At 69.6% G+C, this 18,629-nt stretch carries 16 protein-coding genes and 1 riboswitch; of the genes, 4 read left to right on the top strand and 12 right to left on the bottom strand.

The window, feature by feature from the left end; translation table 11 throughout:
- Positions 1-29: 29 nt before the first annotated feature.
- The 6 genes from ACF07B_RS04380 to ACF07B_RS04355 form a co-directional block, all read right to left on the bottom strand.
- Positions 30-1,391: an aminotransferase class V-fold PLP-dependent enzyme gene (locus ACF07B_RS04380; protein ID WP_392177690.1), complete on the bottom strand. Its 1,362-nt coding sequence runs from the start codon at positions 1,389-1,391 to the stop codon at positions 30-32.
- A 186-nt stretch (positions 1,392-1,577) separates the two neighbouring features.
- A riboswitch (SAM riboswitch) is annotated at positions 1,578-1,694 on the bottom strand.
- Positions 1,695-1,779: 85 nt separating this feature from the next.
- Positions 1,780-2,844 (bottom strand): anthranilate phosphoribosyltransferase, encoded by a 1,065-nt coding sequence (gene trpD / locus ACF07B_RS04375; protein ID WP_392177689.1) that lies wholly within the window; start codon positions 2,842-2,844, stop codon positions 1,780-1,782.
- Positions 2,845-3,026: 182 nt separating this feature from the next.
- Positions 3,027-4,667 carry a cytochrome bc complex cytochrome b subunit gene (locus ACF07B_RS04370; RefSeq protein ID WP_362404352.1) on the bottom strand — a complete coding sequence of 547 codons (1,641 nt, stop codon included), beginning with the start codon at positions 4,665-4,667 and terminating at the stop codon, positions 3,027-3,029.
- The gene (locus tag ACF07B_RS04365; protein WP_369484457.1) at positions 4,664-5,740 is read right to left on the bottom strand and encodes a Rieske 2Fe-2S domain-containing protein; all 1,077 of its coding nucleotides are present in this window, start codon (positions 5,738-5,740) and stop codon (positions 4,664-4,666) included. The genes ACF07B_RS04370 and ACF07B_RS04365 overlap by 4 nt, the downstream gene beginning before the upstream one ends.
- Positions 5,737-6,546: a c-type cytochrome gene (locus ACF07B_RS04360; RefSeq protein ID WP_392177688.1), complete on the bottom strand. Its 810-nt coding sequence runs from the start codon at positions 6,544-6,546 to the stop codon at positions 5,737-5,739. The genes ACF07B_RS04365 and ACF07B_RS04360 overlap by 4 nt, the downstream gene beginning before the upstream one ends.
- A gap of 64 nt (positions 6,547-6,610) precedes the next feature.
- Positions 6,611-7,231, bottom strand: a complete 621-nt coding sequence (locus ACF07B_RS04355; protein ID WP_328453310.1) for a heme-copper oxidase subunit III — start codon at positions 7,229-7,231, stop codon at positions 6,611-6,613.
- A gap of 202 nt (positions 7,232-7,433) precedes the next feature.
- On the opposite strand from ACF07B_RS04355, the gene ACF07B_RS04350 reads away from it, so the two are divergent.
- Entirely contained in the window at positions 7,434-7,835 is a 402-nt protein-coding gene (locus tag ACF07B_RS04350; protein WP_339128936.1) for a hypothetical protein, read from the top strand.
- 60 nt (positions 7,836-7,895) lie between these two features.
- Here the strand turns inward: ACF07B_RS04350 and ACF07B_RS04345 are convergent, their stop codons facing one another.
- The 4 genes from ACF07B_RS04345 to coxB all read right to left on the bottom strand — a co-directional run bounded on the left by ACF07B_RS04345 (position 7,896) and on the right by coxB (position 12,385).
- Positions 7,896-9,167, bottom strand: coding sequence for an Ig-like domain-containing protein (locus ACF07B_RS04345; protein ID WP_392177687.1), 1,272 nt, complete (start codon positions 9,165-9,167; stop codon positions 7,896-7,898).
- Positions 9,168-9,297: 130 nt separating this feature from the next.
- Positions 9,298-9,696 carry a cytochrome c oxidase subunit 4 gene (locus tag ACF07B_RS04340; RefSeq protein WP_362404366.1) on the bottom strand — a complete coding sequence of 133 codons (399 nt, stop codon included), beginning with the start codon at positions 9,694-9,696 and terminating at the stop codon, positions 9,298-9,300.
- Positions 9,693-11,423 (bottom strand): cytochrome c oxidase subunit I, encoded by a 1,731-nt coding sequence (gene ctaD / locus ACF07B_RS04335; protein ID WP_362404368.1) that lies wholly within the window; start codon positions 11,421-11,423, stop codon positions 9,693-9,695. The genes ACF07B_RS04340 and ctaD overlap by 4 nt, the downstream gene beginning before the upstream one ends.
- Complete coding sequence (coxB, locus tag ACF07B_RS04330; RefSeq protein WP_369484461.1) at positions 11,420-12,385, bottom strand: cytochrome c oxidase subunit II; 966 nt, start codon at positions 12,383-12,385, stop codon at positions 11,420-11,422. Before coxB ends, ctaD begins: the two co-directional genes overlap by 4 nt.
- Before the next feature lie 297 nt (positions 12,386-12,682).
- On the opposite strand from coxB, the gene ACF07B_RS04325 reads away from it, so the two are divergent.
- Positions 12,683-14,065 carry a cysteine desulfurase/sulfurtransferase TusA family protein gene (locus ACF07B_RS04325; RefSeq protein ID WP_392177686.1) on the top strand — a complete coding sequence of 461 codons (1,383 nt, stop codon included), beginning with the start codon at positions 12,683-12,685 and terminating at the stop codon, positions 14,063-14,065.
- Positions 14,066-14,189: 124 nt separating this feature from the next.
- On the opposite strand, the gene ACF07B_RS04320 is transcribed toward ACF07B_RS04325, so the two are convergent.
- Complete coding sequence (locus tag ACF07B_RS04320; RefSeq protein WP_369484463.1) at positions 14,190-15,164, bottom strand: carbohydrate kinase family protein; 975 nt, start codon at positions 15,162-15,164, stop codon at positions 14,190-14,192.
- Positions 15,165-15,297: 133 nt separating this feature from the next.
- Here ACF07B_RS04320 and ACF07B_RS04315 point away from each other — a divergent pair, with 133 nt between their 5' ends.
- On the top strand, positions 15,298-15,519 hold the full coding sequence (locus ACF07B_RS04315) for a hypothetical protein (protein WP_392177685.1): 222 nt from the start codon (positions 15,298-15,300) through the stop codon (positions 15,517-15,519).
- Positions 15,520-15,728: 209 nt separating this feature from the next.
- Entirely contained in the window at positions 15,729-18,080 is a 2,352-nt protein-coding gene (locus ACF07B_RS04310; protein WP_392177684.1) for a hypothetical protein, read from the top strand.
- Positions 18,081-18,166: 86 nt separating this feature from the next.
- On the opposite strand, the gene ACF07B_RS04305 is transcribed toward ACF07B_RS04310, so the two are convergent.
- Positions 18,167-18,523, bottom strand: a complete 357-nt coding sequence (locus tag ACF07B_RS04305) for an iron-sulfur cluster assembly accessory protein (protein ID WP_010987443.1) — start codon at positions 18,521-18,523, stop codon at positions 18,167-18,169.
- Positions 18,524-18,629 lie beyond the last annotated feature (106 nt).

Genomic DNA, 18,629 nt, shown 5'->3' with positions numbered 1-18,629 from the left:
ACCGCCTCCGGGCGGACGGGCCGCGGGCGTCAGACCGCCGGGACGCAGCGGCCGTCCTCGGTGCGGTACTGCCAGCGCGCGCCGTCCCTGACGAGCTCGCGCACCGCGCGCACGAAACGCTCGACGTGCTCGTCGGGGGTACCGGCGCCGAAGCTGACGCGGATGGCGTTGAGGGACTTCTCGCCCGGCGCCGCCTCGGGGGCGCCGCACTCCCCCTGGGTCTGAGGGTCGCTGCCGAGCAGCGTGCGGACGAGCGGGTGGGCGCAGAAGAGGCCGTCGCGGACACCGATGCCGTACTCGGCGGAGAGCGCGGCGGCGAAGTGCGAGCTGTTCCAGCCCTCGACGACGAAGGAGATGACGCCGACCCGCGGGGCGTCGTCGCCGAAGAGGGAGAGGACCCGGACCTCGGGGACCTCGGCGAGGCCCTCGCGGACGGTACGGATCAGGTGCCGCTCCCGGGCGAGAAGGCTGTCGAAGCCCTCCTCGGTGAGCGCCTTGCAGGCCGAGGCGATCGCGTAGGCCCCGATGACGTTCGGCGAGCCGGCCTCGTGCCGGGCGGCGCTGTCGTGCCACTCCACGTCCACGCCGCCGTCCACGCGCCGGGTGACCTTGCGGCTGGCCCCGCCGCCCGCGAGGTACGGGTCGGCCTCGCGCAGCCAGTCGGAGCGGCCCGCGAGGACACCGGAGCCGAACGGCGCGTACAGCTTGTGCCCGGAGAACGCGACCCAGTCGACGTCGAGGTCCTGGACCGACACCGGGTGGTGCGGGGCGAGCTGCGCGGCGTCGAGGACGATGCGCGCGCCGTGGGCGTGCGCGGCGGCGGCCAGTTCCCGCACCGGCCACAGCTCCCCGGTGACGTTCGAGGCGCCGGTGACGCAGACCAGGGCCGGTCCGTAAGGGTCGCGGGCGGCGAGGGCGTGCTCCAGGGTGGCGACGGCCTCGTCCGGGGTCCGCGGGGCGTTCAGGTAGGTCACCCGGGCGTCGCGCCAGGGCAGCAGCGAGGCGTGGTGCTCGGTCTCGAAGACGAAGACCTGGCAGTCGGCCGGGAGCGCGGCGGCGAGCAGGTTGAGCGAGTCGGTGGTGGAGCGGGTGAAGACCACCTGGTCACCGGCGCGGCAGCCGAGGAACTCCTCGACGGTCCTGCGGGCGTTCTCGAAGAGGTCGGTGGAGAGCTGCGAGAGGTAGCCGGCACCCCGGTGGACGCTGCCGTAGTAGGGCGCGTACGCGGCCACGTCGTCCCACACCCGCTGGAGGGCGGGCGCGCTGGCGGCGTAGTCGAGGGCCGCGTAGGTCACCTCGCCGCCGGTGACGAGCGGGACGGTGACATCCCGGCCCAGAACGGCCAGGGGGGCACAAACGGTCTGGTCGGCGGCAGCGGTGGAGACAGACATGGCGAGCTCCTGTGAGAGGCAGGCGGGATCACCGCGCGAGCCGGCCGCCCGGAGGCAGGGCTCGGCGCAGGAGAAGGTGAAAGGGGTGTGGAGGCGGGGCTCTACGCCCTAGCGCATTCGCTTGCTCACAGAAGGCTCCCTCGAACGACCAGGACCCCTGGTTGCGTCCGCCCGATGGGCGGGAGGGGTCCGCGCTTGCCGTAGGCCTCGCTGCCTACGACCTGGTCTTCACCCGGGGCACCCCGCCACGGACGGAGGGTTGCCGGACAGCCGGCCGGGGCCTGATGGCTGTCACTCATGACCTGATACAGCATCTTGCCAGAGGATCTTCCCCGCGCAAGACGTCGTCCGGATTCTGGACCACGTCCCGCGCGGGGTCTCACGCCGGTCAGGCGTTGCTGGCGGCCACCCAGCGCTCCAGGGTGCGCTTCGCGGCGCCGGAGTCGATCGACTCGGCCGCCTTCGCCATGCCGTCGCGGAGCTGGTCCGCGAGCGGCGCGCCGGTCGGCGACAGGGCCACCAGGGCCGCCGCCGAGTTCAGCAGGACCGCGTCCCGTACGGGCCCCCGCTCGCCGTCCAGGACGCGCCGGGCGACCTCCGCGTTGTACGAGGCGTCGGCGCCGCGCAGAGCCTCCACCGGGACGATGTCGAGCCCGACGTCGCGGGGGTCGAAGCGTTCCTCGGTGACCTTGCCGTCGCGGACCACCCAGACGTGGGAACCCGCCGTGGTGGTCAGTTCGTCGAGGCCGTCGTCACCGCGGAAGACGAGCGAGGAGTTGCCGCGCTCGGCGAACACGCCCGCCACGATGGGCGCCATCCGGAGATCGGCGACGCCGACCGCCTGGGCCTTCACCCGCGCCGGGTTGGTCAGCGGCCCGAGCACGTTGAACGTTGTCCGGATGCCCAACTGGCCGCGGGCCGCCGCCACATGACGCAGCGCCGGGTGGAACTTGACCGCGAAGCAGAAGGTGATCCCGGCCTCCTCCGCCACCTCGGCCACCCTCTTCACCGGCAGGTGGAGATTGACGCCGAGCTTCTCCAGGACGTCGGAGGAACCGGACGCGGAGGACGCGGCCCGGTTGCCGTGCTTGACGACCTTGGCGCCGGCGCCGGCCACCACGATCGAGGACATCGTGGAGATGTTGACGGTCTTCGCGCCGTCGCCGCCCGTTCCGACGATGTCGACGGTGTGTCCGGGCACCTCGATCACATTGGCGTGCTCGTACATCGCCCGGACGAGTCCGGCGATCTCCTGGACGGTCTCGCCCTTGGCCCGCAGGGCCACCACGAACCCGGCGATCTGCGCGTCGGTCGCCTCGCCGCGCATGATGCGGTCCATCGCCCAGGCCGTGTCGTCCGCGCTCTGGTCGCGGCCTTCGAGCAGGCCGTTCAGTACCGCGGGCCAGGAACGGCCCGCCGCGGTGTCGCCTCCAGCGGGGTTCACAGCGCTCATGGTCGCTCCTGGTTCGTAGGTCACGCGGTCGTGGGTGACACGGCGTGGGGTGAGGCGGTCGTGGGTGACGCGGGGTGGATCGCCCGCGGCACCGGGTGAGTCCACCCTATCCAGCCCGGGGGACGGCAAAGAGCCCCGTCCGTGTCATGGACGGGGCTCCTGCCGTGGCGAACAGCCGGGGATCAGTGGTGGCCGTGGCCGCTCGTGATCTCCTTGTACTCCTCGACGGTGGGCTTGGGGATCTGGCCTTCCTCCCCGTAGAAGCCCTCGCTCATCTTGGCGCGCAGCTTCTGCGCGCCCGAGACCTTGCGCTCGACACCGTTCTCGTCGACCGTCGGGCCGATCTCGGCCGGCTTGTACTGCTCGTGCGCCGTGAGCGTGTGCAGCGCGTCCTGGCTGAGCGGCTCGTGGACCTCGATGAACTCACCGTGCGGCAGGCGCTTGATGATGCCCGACTCGCGGCCGTGCAGCACCTTGTCCCGGTCCCGGCGCTGGAGGCCGAGGCAGATCCGCTTGGTGGCCATGAAGGTGAGCACCGGCACGACGAAGAACGCGATACGCACGAACCAGGTGATCGAGTTGATCGCCAGGTGGAAGTGCGTGGCCCAGATGTCGTTGCCGCCGCCGACGAGCAGGACGAAGTACCAGCTGATCCAGGCGGCACCGAACGCGGTCCGGGTCGGGACGTTGCGCGGGCGGTCCAGGATGTGGTGCTCGCGCTTGTCGCCGGTGACCCAGGACTCGATGAACGGGTAGACCGCGATCGCGACCAGGACCAGCGGGAAGATCACCAGCGGGATGAACACGCCCAGGACGAGCGTGTGACCCCAGAGGTTGATCTCCCAGCCCGGCATGACACGGATCAGGCCTTCGGAGAAGCCCATGTACCAGTCGGGCTGGGCGCCGGTGGACACCTGGTCCGGACGGTACGGACCCATGGCCCAGATCGGGTTGATCGAGGCGATCGCCGCGATGGCCGCGATGACACCGAAGACCAGGAAGAAGAAGCCTCCGGCCTTGGCCATGTAGACCGGCAGCAGCGGCATGCCGACGACGTTGTTGTTCGTCTTGCCGGGGCCCGCGAACTGCGTGTGCTTGTGGTAGAAGACCAGGATCAGGTGGCCCACCACGAGGCCGAGCATGATGCCCGGCAGCAGCAGCACGTGCACCGAGTAGAAGCGGGCCACGAAGTCGCCGCCCGGGAACTCGCCGCCGAACAGGAAGAACGACAGGTACGTGCCCACGATCGGCACGGACAGGACCGCGCCCTCCATGAAGCGGACACCGGTTCCGGAGAGCAGGTCGTCCGGGAGCGAGTAACCGGTGAATCCGGTGAACATGCCGAGGACGAACAGCAGGAATCCGAAGACCCAGTTGACCTCACGGGGCTTGCGGAACGCACCCGTGAAGAACACGCGCATCATGTGCACGAACATGCCGGCGAGGAAGATCAGCGCGGCCCAGTGGTGGATCTGACGGATCAGCAGGCCACCGCGCACATCGAAGGAGATGTGCATGGTCGAGTTGAACGCCTCGGACATCAGCTGGCCCTGCAGCGGGACGTAGCTGCCGTGGTACTCCACCTCGTTCATCGACGGGTGGAAGAACAGGGTCAGGTACACACCCGTGAGGATGATGATGATGAAGCTGTAGAGGCAGATCTCACCCAGCATGAACGACCAGTGGTCGGGGAAGATCTTGCGCATGTTGGACTTGGCCAGGGAGTAGATCCCGAGGCGGCCGTCGGCCCAGTCGGCGACCCGCTCACCGGCGGGTGCCTTCTCGCGCGAGGAGCGCGAGTCGGAGGTGGTGGTAGTGCTCATCCGCGCTCCCAGAATGCAGGACCGACGGGCTCCTGGAAGTCGCTGAGCGCCTCGAGGTAGCCCTCAGCGTTCACGCCGATCTGCAGCTGCGGCAGGGCGTGACCCGCCGGGCCGAAGATGACCCGGGCACCGTCGGAGAGGTCGAAGGTGGACTGGTGGCACGGGCACAGCGCGTGGTGCGTCTGCTGCTCGTACAGGGAGATCGGGCAGCCGACGTGGGTGCAGATCTTCGAGTACGCCACGATGCCCTGGTAGGACCACTCGAGTTCCTGCTTGTCCTTGATGTCCTCCGGCTGGAGCCGGATGATCATCAAGGCCGCCTTGGCGATCTCCTTCTGGAAGTCCTCGTCGTGCTCCTCCAGGCCCTCGGGCTTGGCGAAGGTGAGCGAACCGACGGCCAGGTCCGAAGGACGCAGCGGCTCGTTCGTGTTCATGTTGACGAGGAGCTTGCCCTTGGACCACAGCGTGTGGCGCAGCTTCGTGCCGGGCAGCGGGCCGAGGTCGCGCAGCAGCATGACGCCGGAGAGCGGGAACAGGGCCAGCGCGCCGAACATCGTGTTGCGGATCAGCTTGCGACGGCCGAGCGCGGACTCCTTGGCGCCTTCCTTGAAGTCGGCCAGGACCTTGGCCTTGACCGCGGGCTCCGCCTCGATCGGGTGACGCTCGTCGGCGATCTCCACGTCGGACATCAGGGTGCGGGCCCAGTGGACCGCGCCCGCGCCGATCGCGAACAGCGCCACGCCGAGCGACATGCCCAGCGCGAAGTTCAGCGCGCTGATGTGCCCGATCGGGAACACGTAGACCGACTTGTCGTTCGGGATCGCCACGTAGGAGGCGATGAAGCCGACGGTGGCCACCATCGACAGCACGAACAGCATGGCGACCAGACGCTCGGACCGCTTGGCGGCCCGCTCGTCGATGTCCTGGATGCGGTGCTCGTGGGGCGGCAGCCCCGGGTCCGCGAACGGGTTCTGCTCGTCCGCGACGGCTACCGGACCGTGACCGTGACCGGCGTGGTCGTCGGAGGCCCGCTCAGCGGGCACGTTCTCTTCTGGAATGTCTTGGCTACTCATGACTTCTTGGCCTTTGCGGTCCGAGCGGCGACCCAGACGGCGACGGCGACCAGGGTTCCGAGACCGAAGACCCAGCCGAACAGGCCCTCGCTGACCGGCCCGAGGCCGCCCAGTTCAAGACCGCCCGGGCTCTCGGTGTCGTCACCGTTGACCGCGTCGAGGTACGCGATGATGTCCTGCTTGTTCTTCTCCGTCAGCGTGGTGTCGGGGAAGGACGGCATGTTCTGCGGGCCCGTCTGCATGGCCTCGTAGATGTGCTTCGGGTCGACACCCTCCAGGCTCGGCGCGAACTTGCCGTGCGTCAGCGCGCCGCCCTTGCCGGTGAAGTTGTGGCACTGGGCGCAGTTGGTACGGAAGAGTTCACCGCCCTTGGCGATGTCCGCGCCCTCGGGGCTGACCTGGTTCTTGGTCGGGATCGCCGGACCGGCGCCGAGCGAGGCGATGTACGCCGCGAGCTGGTCGATCTCGGCCTGCGTGTAGATGACCTTCTTGCGCGGGATCTGAGCGCCCGGCTGCTGGGCCGGCATACGGCCGGTGCCGACCTGGAAGTCGACCGCCGCGGCGCCCACACCCACCAGGCTCGGCCCGTCGGAGCTGCCCTGACCGCCGGCGCCGTGGCAGCTTGCGCAGCCCACGGAGTACAGCTTCTGGCCCTCGGTGATCCCGAGGGACTGGGCGGTTTCGTCGGCCTGCGCCTTGCCCGCGGGTGCGAACGCGGCGTACAGCCCCCCGGTGGCCGCCAGCGCGAGGAGTAGGACGACGACCGCCGCCAGCGGATGGCGTCGTCGTGCGGAGAGCTTTTTCACGGATTACCCCGGTGTCAGGATCTTCTGCGTCGGTGCTTCTGGATGTTTCGGGCGGTGGGCCCGATTACTTGATCAGGTAGATCGTGGCGAAAAGGCCGATCCAGACGACATCGACGAAGTGCCAGTAGTAGGACACGACGATGGCGGCGGTCGCCTGCTCGTGAGTGAACCTCCGAGCCGCGTAGGTGCGACCGAGGACCAGCAGGAAGGCGATGAGTCCGCCCGTCACATGCAGTCCATGGAAGCCGGTGGTCAGGTAGAACACCGAGCCGTACGGGTCGGAGGAGAGCGAGAGCCCGTCCTTCTTGACCAGTTCGGTGTACTCGAAGACCTGACCGCCGATGAAGATCGCACCCATGATGAAGGTGACGATGAACCACATCCGGAGCTTCTTCACGTCCCCGCGCTCGGCGGCGAAGACGCCGAGCTGGCAGGTCAGGGAGGAGAGCACCAGGATCGTGGTGTTCGTCGCCGAGAACGGAAGGTTCAGGCTGGACGCCATTTCCTTCCAGTGATCCGGCCCGGTCACCGATCGCAGGGTGAAGTACATCGCGAAGAGGGCCGCGAAGAACATCAGCTCGGAACTCAGCCAGATGATGGTTCCGACGCTGGTGAGGTTCGGCCGATTGACCGACGGGTGCGCGTGCCCGGTTTCTACTGTCGTTGCTGTCGCCACGACCGACATTATGTCGGTCGCTTATCCCGCCCTCACGCCGGGGGGTGCCGTTCGGGGTGTTGACCGGGTGTGTCCAGCCCGGATGGACCATCGAAGCCGTGTCCGAACCGGTGCTGACGAGGTGTTCAAGGGAGTAGCATCCGCGCATCGGGCCGGGGACGATCAGCCCGATCGCACGATGTCCGTACGACGCTGACGTCTCGGAGGAAGAATGCAGCCGACCGCCACGGTGCTGGTCTACAGCGACGACTCCAACACCCGCGCGCAGGTGCGGCTCGCCACCGGGCGCAGGCCCGCCCCGGACGTTCCCCTCGTCGAGTTCATCGAGTGCGCGACGCCGGCCGCCGTCGTCAGGGAACTCGACAAGGGCGGCATCGACGTCTGTGTGCTGGACGGCGAGGCGGTTCCGATGGGCGGCATGGGGGTGTGCCGGCAGATCAAGGACGAGATCTTCAACTGCCCGCCCGCGCTGGTCCTCATCGGACGCCCGCAGGACGCCTGGCTGGCCACCTGGAGCCGTGCCGACGCCGCGGTAACCCTGCCGGTCGACCCGGTGGAGTTCGCCGCCTCACTGGCCTCCCTGCTGCGCCGCAGGAACCTTCTGAGCGCCTGAGGGACGCGCCCCCAGGGCCTGGCGGGCGGGAAGTGCCGGACAGGCCCTGAGGGCGCGGCCTCACACGCTCTCGGGGCGCAGCCTGGCGCGCTGGGCGGGACTCGGGGCGTCCGGGGACCCGGCCACCAGAGCGCTGCCGTCGCGCCAGTTCTTCCAGTCGAGGTTCCAGTCGCCGAAGCCGTTGCCGAACGCGTCCATGGTCGCGCCGTCGGAGTTGACGACCTTGACTATGTCGCCCTCGTTGAACGTGTTGAAGAACCACTCGGCGTTCTCGGTGCTCATGCCGGTGCAGCCGTGGCTGACGTTGGCGTACCCCTGGGAGCCGGTCGACCAGGGCGCGGCGTGGACGTACTCACCGCTCCAGGTGACCCGGGTCGCATAGCGCACCTCCAGGTCGTAGGAGTCCGAACTGCCCTCGGCGATGCCGATGCTGGTACCGCGCATCCGTACGAGGGACTCCTTGCCGAGCACGACCTTGACGCCGTTGCGCGTGTCGAAGCCGGGCTTGCCCGTGGTGACGGGGATCTCCTTGATGTCCTGGCCGTTGCGGTAGACCGTCATGGAGTGGGTGGCGGCGTCGGTCAGGGCGACCAGGCTGTCGCCTGTGGTGATCTTCACCGTCTTGGCGTCGCCGCCCCACAGGCGTTCGCCGATCCTGACGCCGGCGAGGTTGCTGTGGGCCGTCAGGGTGGCGTGGGCGGGCCAGTACTCCTTGGGGCGGTAGTGCAGCGTCTTGTCGTCCACCCAGTGCCAGGCGCCGTCCACCGCGGGGGTGGAGTCGACCCTGAGGGCGCGTTCGACGATCGTGCGGGCCGCCTTGTCCTTCACGGGGGCGCTGAGTTCGGCGGTTATCGGCTGGCCGACGCCGTACTTGCCGCCCTTGGGCCCGAAGGCGACGTTCAGCAGCTTCTTCGTCTTCGGCGTGCTGGTGTCGAAGCCGATGACCTTGCGGCCGGGGGCGCCGTCCTCGTCCTCGGTGCTCACACGCACCGTGTAGTGGGCGCCTGCTGCGAGTGGCGAGGTGCTGTGCCAGCGGCTGCCGTCGGCGGCCAGTTCGCCCGCGACATGGCGTCCTGACGCGTCCGTGGCGGTCACGTCGGTGATGCGCCCCGCGTCACTCTCGGAGGTGATTTCCAGGGGCTTGTCGGGGTTGACCTTGGTCTGCTTCTTGCTGTCCTCGGAGAGGCCCTTGAACGAGATCTGTCCCGCCGCGTCGTACGGCTTCGCCGAGAGCGGGTGGTCGTCGGAGCCGCAGGCGGCGGCGCCGGCGCCGAGGGCGATCACCAGCGCGGTGCAGCCGACGACCGTGCGGATTCGCGGTGAGTGATTCATGAGTCCACGCTATGAACGTCCGTCAAGCACGGCGCGCCGGGTGAGCCGAGCGAGGGACGGAAGTCACGGCAAACGAGGGAGCCCGGACCCTCCTGACGGAGTGTCCGGGCTCCCGTGCGTATCGCGGGTGCTACTGGGTGCGGTTCTCACCGTGGTAGTACTCGAAGACCCAGCCCCACAGGCCGAGCATGATCAGCGGCGCCGAGAAGTACAGCAGCCACCAGCCGAAGACGACGCCCAGGAAGGCGAGCGCGCCACCGGTGCCGAGCGCGAGCGGCTGCCAGCTGTGCGGGCTGAAGAAGCCCACTTCGCCGGCCTCGTCCGCGACGTCGGCCTCCTTGTCGTCCTGGGCCATCGCGTCGACCCGCCGGGCCGTGAAGGCCAGGTAGTAGCCGATCATGATGCTCAGGCCGAAGCCCATGAAGAGGGCCGTGGTGCCGGCCGGCTCCTTGGACCAGACGCCGTAGACGACCCCCATGATGAGGATGAACAGCGCCAGCCAGATGAACATCTTGCCTTGGACCTTCACTTGCCGGCCTCCTTTCCGCCAGGAAGGGCCGACGAACCGTGACCGGCGTTCTCGAGCTGGTCGAGAGCGGCGATCTCCGGGTGGTGCAGGTCGAAGGCCGGGGATTCACTGCGGATCCGCGGCAGCGTGAGGAAGTTGTGCCGCGGCGGCGGGCAGGAGGTCGCCCACTCCAGCGAACGGCCGTAGCCCCACGGGTCGTCGACCTCGACCTTCTTGCCGTATTTGGCCGTCTTCCACACGTTGTAGAGGAAGGGCAGGATCGACAGGCCGAGCAGGAACGAGCTGATCGTCGAGATCGTGTTCAGCGCGGTGAAGCCGTCGGCGGCGAGGTAGTCCGCGTAACGACGCGGCATGCCCTCGGCACCCAGCCAGTGCTGCACCAGGAACGTGCCGTGGAAGCCCACGAACAGCGTCCAGAAGGTGACCTTGCCGAGACGCTCGTCGAGCATCTTGCCGGTCATCTTCGGCCACCAGAAGTGGAAGCCGGAGAACATCGCGAACACCACGGTGCCGAACACCACGTAGTGGAAGTGCGCCACCACGAAGTAGGAGTCGGACACGTGGAAGTCCATCGGCGGCGAGGCCAGGATGACGCCGGTCAGACCACCGAAGGTGAAGGTGATGAGGAAGCCGACGGCCCAGAGCATCGGTGTCTCGAAGGACAGCGAGCCCTTCCACATCGTTCCGATCCAGTTGAAGAACTTCACGCCGGTCGGTACGGCGATGAGGAACGTCATGAAGGAGAAGAACGGGAGCAGTACGCCACCGGTGACGTACATGTGGTGCGCCCACACGGTCACGGAGAGACCGGCGATCGCGATGGTCGCGCCGATCAGGCCCATGTAGCCGAACATCGGCTTGCGCGAGAACACCGGGATGACTTCGGAGATGATGCCGAAGAACGGCAGGGCGATGATGTACACCTCTGGATGGCCGAAGAACCAGAAGAGGTGTTGCCAGAGCAAGGCTCCGCCGTTTGCCGCGTCGAACACATGCGCACCGAATTTTCGGTCCGCCTCCAGGGCGAACAGCGCCGCCGCGAGGACGGGGAAGGCCAGCAGCACCAGAACCGCGGTGAGCAGCACGTTCCACACGAAGATCGGCATACGGAACATCGTCATGCCGGGCGCGCGCATGCAGATGATCGTGGTGATGAAGTTGACCGCGCCGAGGATGGTGCCGAAGCCGGAGAAGGCCAGACCCATGATCCACATGTCGGCGCCGATGCCCGGCGAGCGGACCGCGTCCGACAGCGGGCTGTAGGCGAACCAGCCGAAGTCGGCCGCGCCCTGCGGGGTGAGGAAGCCGCCGACCGCGATCGTCGAGCCGAAGAGGTACAGCCAGTAGGCGAACATGTTCAGCCGCGGGAACGCCACGTCGGGCGCGCCGATCTGCAGCGGCATGATCCAGTTCGTGAAACCGGCGAACAGAGGCGTCGCGAACATCAGCAGCATGATCGTGCCGTGCATCGTGAACGCCTGGTTGAACTGCTCGTTCGACATGATCTGCAGTCCGGGACGCGCCAGCTCGGCACGCATGAGCAGCGCCATGACGCCGCCGACCAGGAAGAACGCGAACGACGTGACCAGATAGAGCGTGCCGATCGTCTTGTGGTCAGTGGTGGTGAGCCACTTGATCACAACGCTGCCGGGCTGCTTGCGCCGCACCGGCAGCTCGTTCTCGTACGAGTCTTCGGCGGCACCCTGGGGTTCGTTGAGGATGCTCACAGGTTGTTCGTCTCCCGGTTCTTCTCGTGGCCCGTCTGCTCAATGCCGGCCGGGACGTAACCGGTCTGTCCCTTCGCCACGAGCTCCTTGAGGTGGGCCTCGTAGCGCTCGGGGGAGACGACCTTCACGTTGAAGAGCATCCGGGAGTGGTCGACGCCGCACAGCTCGGCGCACTTGCCCAGGAAGGTGCCCTCACGGTTGGGCGTCACCTGGAAGGAGTTGGTGTGGCCCGGGATGACGTCCTGCTTCATGAGGAACGGCACCACCCAGAAGGAGTGGATGACGTCGCGCGAAGTGAGGACGAAGCGGACCGTCTTGCCCTTGGGGAGCCAGAGGGTCGGACCGGGGTTGCCCGTCTGCGGGTTCTTCGTGGCGGGCGTGCCGACGTCGTAGACACCGCCGGCGTTCGCCGGGAAGTCGTCCTTGAACCGGTCCGGAATCGCGGCCAGGTTCGGGTCCGTCTTGGCGTTCCCGGAGGAACCGGGGACGTCCTCGATGTAGTTGAAGCCCCAGCTCCACTGGAAGCCGACCACGTTGACCGTGACGTCGGGCTTCGGCTTGAGGCTGAGGAGCTTCGTCTCGTCACGTGCCGTGAAGTAGAACAGCACGGAGACGATGATGAGCGGGACCACCGTGTACAGCGCCTCGATGGGCATGTTGTACCGGGTCTGCGGAGGAACTTCGACCTTGGTCCGGCTGCGCCGGTGGAAGATGACGCTCCACAGGATCAGGCCCCAGACCAGCACGCCCGTGGCGAGCGCGGCCGCCCACGAGCCCTGCCAGAGGGAGAGGATCCGCGGAGCCTCCTCCGTGACCGGGGTGGGCATACCAAGGCGGGGGAAGTCTTCCCAGTTGTACGAGCAACCAGTGGCTGTCGCCAGGACCAGGCCCGCAGTCATTGCCTGCAGCAGCTTCCGCCGCATCGGGCGCCGCGGCGAGCGGTCGGAGCCGTTGGGACTCACGTAGCGCCTTCCCGAGAGTCTCGCCCGCGCTGTTGGCTGCGGCCTTCTCGCTGGTCGGTCGCCGCCCTGCGTCGGGCAGGGGTTTGGATGTTTATGCGGACCAAACCCTACTGGACGCTATTTGGGGTCGCGCGGGGAGGGTGCCCAACGCGCCGCCCGACTCCCCGAAGGAGTGCTGTTTCGCCTGCAAGGCCATGTCAGGACACCTGGAATGCCCCGGTCCGGATGGCTTCTGACGCCCCCTTGGGAGGGCCGCCGACGGGAGGAGGCGCCTGTCGGCGGGACTAGCGTGGGGGCGTGTCCTACTTCGACTCCGCGTCCGCGGCCCCGCTGCACCCCGTCGCCCGGCAGGCCCTTCAGGCCTCGTTCGACGAGGGGTGGGCCGACCCCGCCCGTCTCTACCGTGAGGGCAGGAGGGCCCGGCTGCTCCTCGACGCGGCACGCGAGGCGGCGGCCGAGGCGGTGGGCTGCCGCCCCGATGAGCTGGCCTTCACCACCTCCGGCACCCGCGCGGTGCACGCGGGGATCGAGGGTGCCCTGGCGGGCCGGCGGCGCGTCGGACACCACCTGATCGTGTCAGCCGTCGAACACTCGTCGGTACTCCATTCGGCGGACGCCCACGAGGCGGCGGGCGGTGCGGTGACCCGCGTTCAGGTCGAGCGCACCGGAAGGGTGTCCCCTTCTTCCTATGCCGGGGCACTGGGTCCGGGCACCGCGCTGGCCTGCCTCCAGTCCGCCAACCACGAGGTGGGCACGGAACAACCGGTGGCGGAGGTAGCACAGATGTGCCGGGAGTCGGGAGTGCCCCTGCTGGTGGACGCGGCGCAGTCGCTGGGCTGGGGGCGGGTGGAGGGCGACTGGTCCCTGTTGACCGCGAGTGCCCATAAATGGGGCGGCCCCTCGGGCGTCGGACTCCTCGTCGTCCGCAAAGGCGTGCGGTTCGCGCCCCAAGGGCCCGCGGACGAGAGGGAGTCGGGGCGGGCGGCCGGCTTCGAGAACATCCCGGCGATCGTCGCCGCCGCGGCTTCGCTGCGTGCCGTCCACGCGGAGGCGGCGGCCGAGGCGGTACGGCTGCGTGAACTGACGGAGCGGATCCGGGCGCGGGTGCCCGCGCTGGTGCCGGACGTCGAGGTGGTCGGCGACGCGGTCCGCCGGCTCCCGGGGATCGTCACCTTCTCCTGTCTCTATGTCGACGGAGAGACTCTGCTGCACGAGCTGGACCGCGCCGGCTTCTCGGTCTCCTCCGGCTCGTCCTGCACGAGCAGCACCCTGACCCCCAGCCATGTCCTGAAGGCCATGGGCGTCCTGAGCGAGGGCAATGTGCGGGTGTCGCTGCCGCCCGGCACCGAGGCGGAGGACGTGGACCGCTTCCTGTCGGTGCTCCCGGGCGTGGTCTCGGGCGTCCGCGAGAAGCTGGGGGCGCCGACGGCGGTGTCGAAGGTCCCCGCGTCCGTCGACGCGCTGGTGGTCGACGCGCTGGGCAGGCGCTGCCCGATCCCCGTCATCGAGCTGGCCAAGGTCATCGGGGACGTGCCGGTCGGCGGCACGGTCCGGGTCCTGTCCGACGACGAGGCGGCCCGCCTCGACATCCCCGCGTGGTGCGAGATGCGGGGCCAGGAGTACGTCGGGGAGGAGCCGGCGGATCACGGCTCGGCCTACGTCGTCCGCCGGCTGTCGTAGAACCGCTCCGCGAACGGGACTCCCGCCTCCGTACGACGGGAGCGGCCCGCCTCCCCCGGACAGGGCTCCGGGCCCGCTCCCGTCGTACGGAGGCGGGCCCGGACCCGGGTCTGCTGCGCGGGGTCTAGGACAGGTGCGCCCGGACCTCGGTGGCGGCGTCGTCGCCGTACGCCTTGGTGAAACGGTCCATGAAGTGGGCGCGGCTCAGCTGGTACTCCTGGGTGCCGACCGTCTCGATGACCAGGGTGGCGAGCATGCAGCCGACCTGGGCGGCGCGCTCCAGGTCGACGCCCCAGGCGAGACCGGAGAGGAAGCCGGCGCGGAACGCGTCACCGACGCCCGTCGGGTCCGCCTTGAGCTCCTCCTCGGGGCAGCCGACCTCGATCGGGTCGTGGCCGACGCGCTCGATGCGGACACCGCGCGAGCCGAGGGTGGTCACCCGGTGGCCGACCTTGGAGAGGATCTCCGCGTCGCTCCAGCCCGTCTTGGACTCGATGAGCCCCTTCTCGTACTCGTTCGAGAAGAGGAACGTCGCGCCGTCCAGCAGGACCCGGATCTCGTCGCCGTTCATGCGCGCGATCTGCTGCGAGAAGTCGGCGGCGAAGGGGATCGCGCGCGAGCGGCACTCCTCCGTGTGGCGGAGCATCCCCTCGGGGTCGTCCGCTCCGATCAGGACGAGGTCGAGACCGCCGACGCGGTCCGCGACGGCCTTGAGCTCGATGAGGCGGGCCTCGCTCATCGCTCCCGTGTAGAAGGAGCCGATCTGGTTGTGGTCGGCGTCCGTGGTGCACACGAAGCGCGCGGTGTGCAGCACCTCGGAGATGCGCACGGAGGCGGTGTCGACGCCGTGCCGGTCCAGCCAGGCGCGGTACTCGTCGAAGTCGGAGCCGGCCGCTCCGACCAGGATCGGACGGGTACCGAGCTGACCCATGCCGAACGCGATGTTCGCGCCGACCCCGCCGCGGCGGACATCGAGGTTGTCGACCAGGAAGGAGAGGGAGACCGTGTGCAGCTGGTCGGCGACCAGCTGGTCGGCGAAACGGCCGGGAAAGGTCATGAGGTGGTCGGTGGCGATGGAGCCGGTGACTGCGATACGCACGGCTAGGACACGCTCCTGCGAGGGGAGGGGATTGACAGTTAACGCTACCGGGTCCGCGCACGACCCCTGAAGGGCCAAAACTACCCGATAGTAGATCTTTCTTCGTGACGGCAACGGTGCATACGGTTCCGGTATGACGAACCTCAAGGTCCATGGCACCGCTCCGCTCGGCCCGGTCGGCGACCTGGAAGGCGATCTGGCCTCGCTGCGGGGCGACTGCGCCCGGATGGCCGGTCACTGGTCGGCCCCCGCACCCGTCCCTCCGGTCCATGTCTCCCCCTCCCTCATCCACGGGGTGACCGTTCCGCCCGCCTCGGCGCGGCTGCTGGACGCGATGTCCGACTACGGCGACTGACCGGCGGCGTCCGGGCGGCGCCGCCGAACGGGTGAGGGCCCGGGCGGCGCCGAACGGGTGAAGACGGGGTGCGCCCGCAGGGAACCGTGCGCTCCCCCGCTGCGTCCCATCGCTGTCCCCCGTAAAAGGGAGGCGCCGTACGACCCTGGAGTGCCCGTCATCGACAGGGCCGGGTCGTGGGACAGCAGTGGAGCCGAAGGAGCGATGCGGTGAGCACCGAGCGACCCGACAACGACGCGACCGACCCCGTCGGGGGTCACGCCGAGGGTCCCGTCGAGGGCGCGGCCGAGGACGCCGTCGCGGGTCCCCCGGAGGGCGCCGCCGAGGAAGCCGTCACGGAACCCGGGAAGCACCAGGCCGGGGGCCACACCCAGAACCGGACCGAGGCTCCCGCCGAGGACCGGGCCGAGGCTTCCGCCGATGACCGGGCCGAGGGTTCCGCCGAAGACGGGACCGAAGGCTCCGCCCAGGGCCGGGCCGAGGCTCCCGCCGAAGAACAGGCCGAAGACCAGGCCGAAGGCTTCGCCGAAGACCCGGCCGAGAACCGCACCGACGGTTCCGCCGAAGACGGGACCGAGGGTTCCGCCGAGGAGCAGGCCGAAGGCTTCGCCGAGGACCCGGCCGAGAACCGGGCCGAGGGTTCCGCCGAAGGCGGGACCGAAAACTCCGCCCAGGACCGGGCCGAGGCTCCCGCCGAAGAACAGGCCGAAGACCAGGCCGAAGGCTTCGCCGAAGACCCGGCCGAGAACCGGGCCGAGGGTTCCGCCGGAGACGGGACCGGGGGTTCCGCCCGGGACCGGGCCGAAGGGTCCGGCGAGGGCGTGGCCGGCGGGACGGCGGATGGCGCCGCCGGCGGGACCGCACCCGGGGCGCCCGGTTCCGTCGCGGGTTCCGGTGAGGAGACCGGCGAAGCTTCCGGCGGGCGTTCGGCCGAATCCCCCGCGGGTGCCGACGCGGCCGCCGCGCCGGGCTCCGAAGCGGGCGGCGCGGACGGGGACGGCGAGGACTCCCCTGCCGAGCACCCGGATGTCTCCGCTCCCGTCCCGGGTCCTGTCGCGGGCGACGGGGCCGGCAGGGTTCGTCGGCGGCACACCCCGGTGGTCGTCGCCTCGGTCGTGGCCGCCGTGCTGCTCGTCGGAGGCGGCGGCGCGTACGTCGCGGCGACGACATCCGGCGGCGGCCGTTCCGGCACCCCCGCGGCCGACGGCACTCCCCCGCGCCTGGCCCTCGACGGCTACGCCGCGGCGACCACCGGCGACGGCTCCACGGGCGGTACCGCCGGCATCGCGCCCGGCGAGCCGAACCCCTACGGCACGACCTACCGCGCGAGCGGCACACTTCCCGCGGGACCCGGCTCGGCGCACGTGCGGTGGGCCGAGGGCACGGTGACCCGGGCCGAGGTGGCCCGGCTCGCGAAGGCCCTGGGCCTGGCGGGCACACCCCGGCAGGCCGGGGACGCCTGGACGGTCGGCACCGCCACGGACGGCACCGAGCCCCAGCTGCGGGTGACCGCGGACGCCCCGGGCACCTGGACCTTCAGCTCCTCCCTGTCGGGGGGCGACAACTGCACCAAGGTCACGGTCTGCGAGTCCACGGGCTCCGGCTCCGAGACCGACTCCGCGCCGGGTCCGGTGAGCGAGGCGGCGGCCGAGAAGGCGGCCGCGCCCGTGCTGAAGGCGGTGGGCCAGGACGACGCGAAGCTCGACGCGAGCCAGCTCATGACCCAGGTGCGGGTCGTGAACGCCGACCCGGTCCTGGGAGGACTGCCCACGTACGGGTGGACGACCGGCCTGCAGATCGGTCCGGACGGTCATGTCGTCGGCGGCAGCGGCCAGTTGAAGACACCGGTGGAGGGAGACGCGTACCCGGTCATCGGTGCGAAGAAGGCACTGGACCTGATGAACGGGTCGGCGTCGGCGACGGGCGAGGGGCGTATGGGCATCGGCGGCTGCGCCAGCCCCGTACCGCTGAAGGACCGGGACGAGAAGCCGTGCGAGCACCCCTCCCCCGCGCCGCAGGCGGAGGCGGTGACCGTCGAGAAGGCCACCTTCGGACTGGCGGCGCAGCGAGCGGACGGGCGGCAGGTACTCGTGCCGTCCTGGCTGTTCGAGGTGCGGTCGCCGGGCGCGCAGGACACGTACACCGTGACGCATCCGGCGGTCGAGCCGGCGTTCCTGGCCTCACCGGAGTCGCCGGCGCCCCCGAGCGCGGATCCCACAGCGGTTCCGGGGCAGCCGTCCTCGCCGGCGGCGACCCGTGACGTCGGCGTCCAGGGCTACACGGCCGACGGCAGGGACCTGACGGTCAGCTTCACCGGCGGCGTGTGCGCCGACTACACGGCCTCGGCGAGCGAGAGTTCCGGCAAGGTCACCGTCACCGTGACGGAGAAGCCCTGGAAGAACACGGTCTGCATCATGATCGCCAAGATCTACGAGAAGACGGTGCGCCTGGACGAGCCGCTCGGCGGCCGCGAGGTCGTGGGGAGCGACGGCAAGGCGGTCCACCACGGACGCTTCGCCATTCCCGAGCCCTCCGGAGCGGCATCGGCCGGGCCCCGGTAGCGGCCGGCCGGTCCCGGACACGCGAAGGGCGGCGTCCCCCTCACAGGGGGCGCCGCCCTTCGTCCGTACCGGCTCGTGCTCGGGGACTAGCTGAAGGAGTCGCCGCAGGCGCAGGAGCCCGTCGCGTTCGGGTTGTCGATCGTGAAGCCCTGCTTCTCGATGGTGTCCACGAAGTCGATCGAGGCGCCGCCCAGGTACGGGGCGCTCATGCGGTCGGTGACGACCTTCACACCGTCGAAGTCCTTGACGACATCGCCGTCGAGCGAGCGCTCGTCGAAGAAGAGCTGGTACCGCAGGCCGGAGCAGCCGCCGGGCTGAACCGCGACGCGCAGCGCCAGGTCCTCGCGGCCTTCCTGGTCGAGCAGGGCCTTGACCTTGGCAGCGGCGGCGTCGGACAGGATGATGCCGTCGCTCACGGTGGTGGTCTCGTCCGATACGGACATCTGCTTCTCTCCCGGGTTGTACGGAGACTGCTTGCCGCTGGTTGCAACCGGCGGGGCCGCGGATTCATTCCGGGCCGAGCTCATGTCTTGTGCCTTCTCTCTTCAT

Source organism: Streptomyces sp. NPDC015532 (assembly GCF_043078065.1).
In the GTDB taxonomy this organism is placed as follows: Bacteria; Actinomycetota; Actinomycetes; order Streptomycetales; family Streptomycetaceae; genus Streptomyces.
The sequence above is the reverse complement of the archived record's forward strand: the minus strand, read 5'-3'. Positions and strand labels throughout refer to the sequence as shown.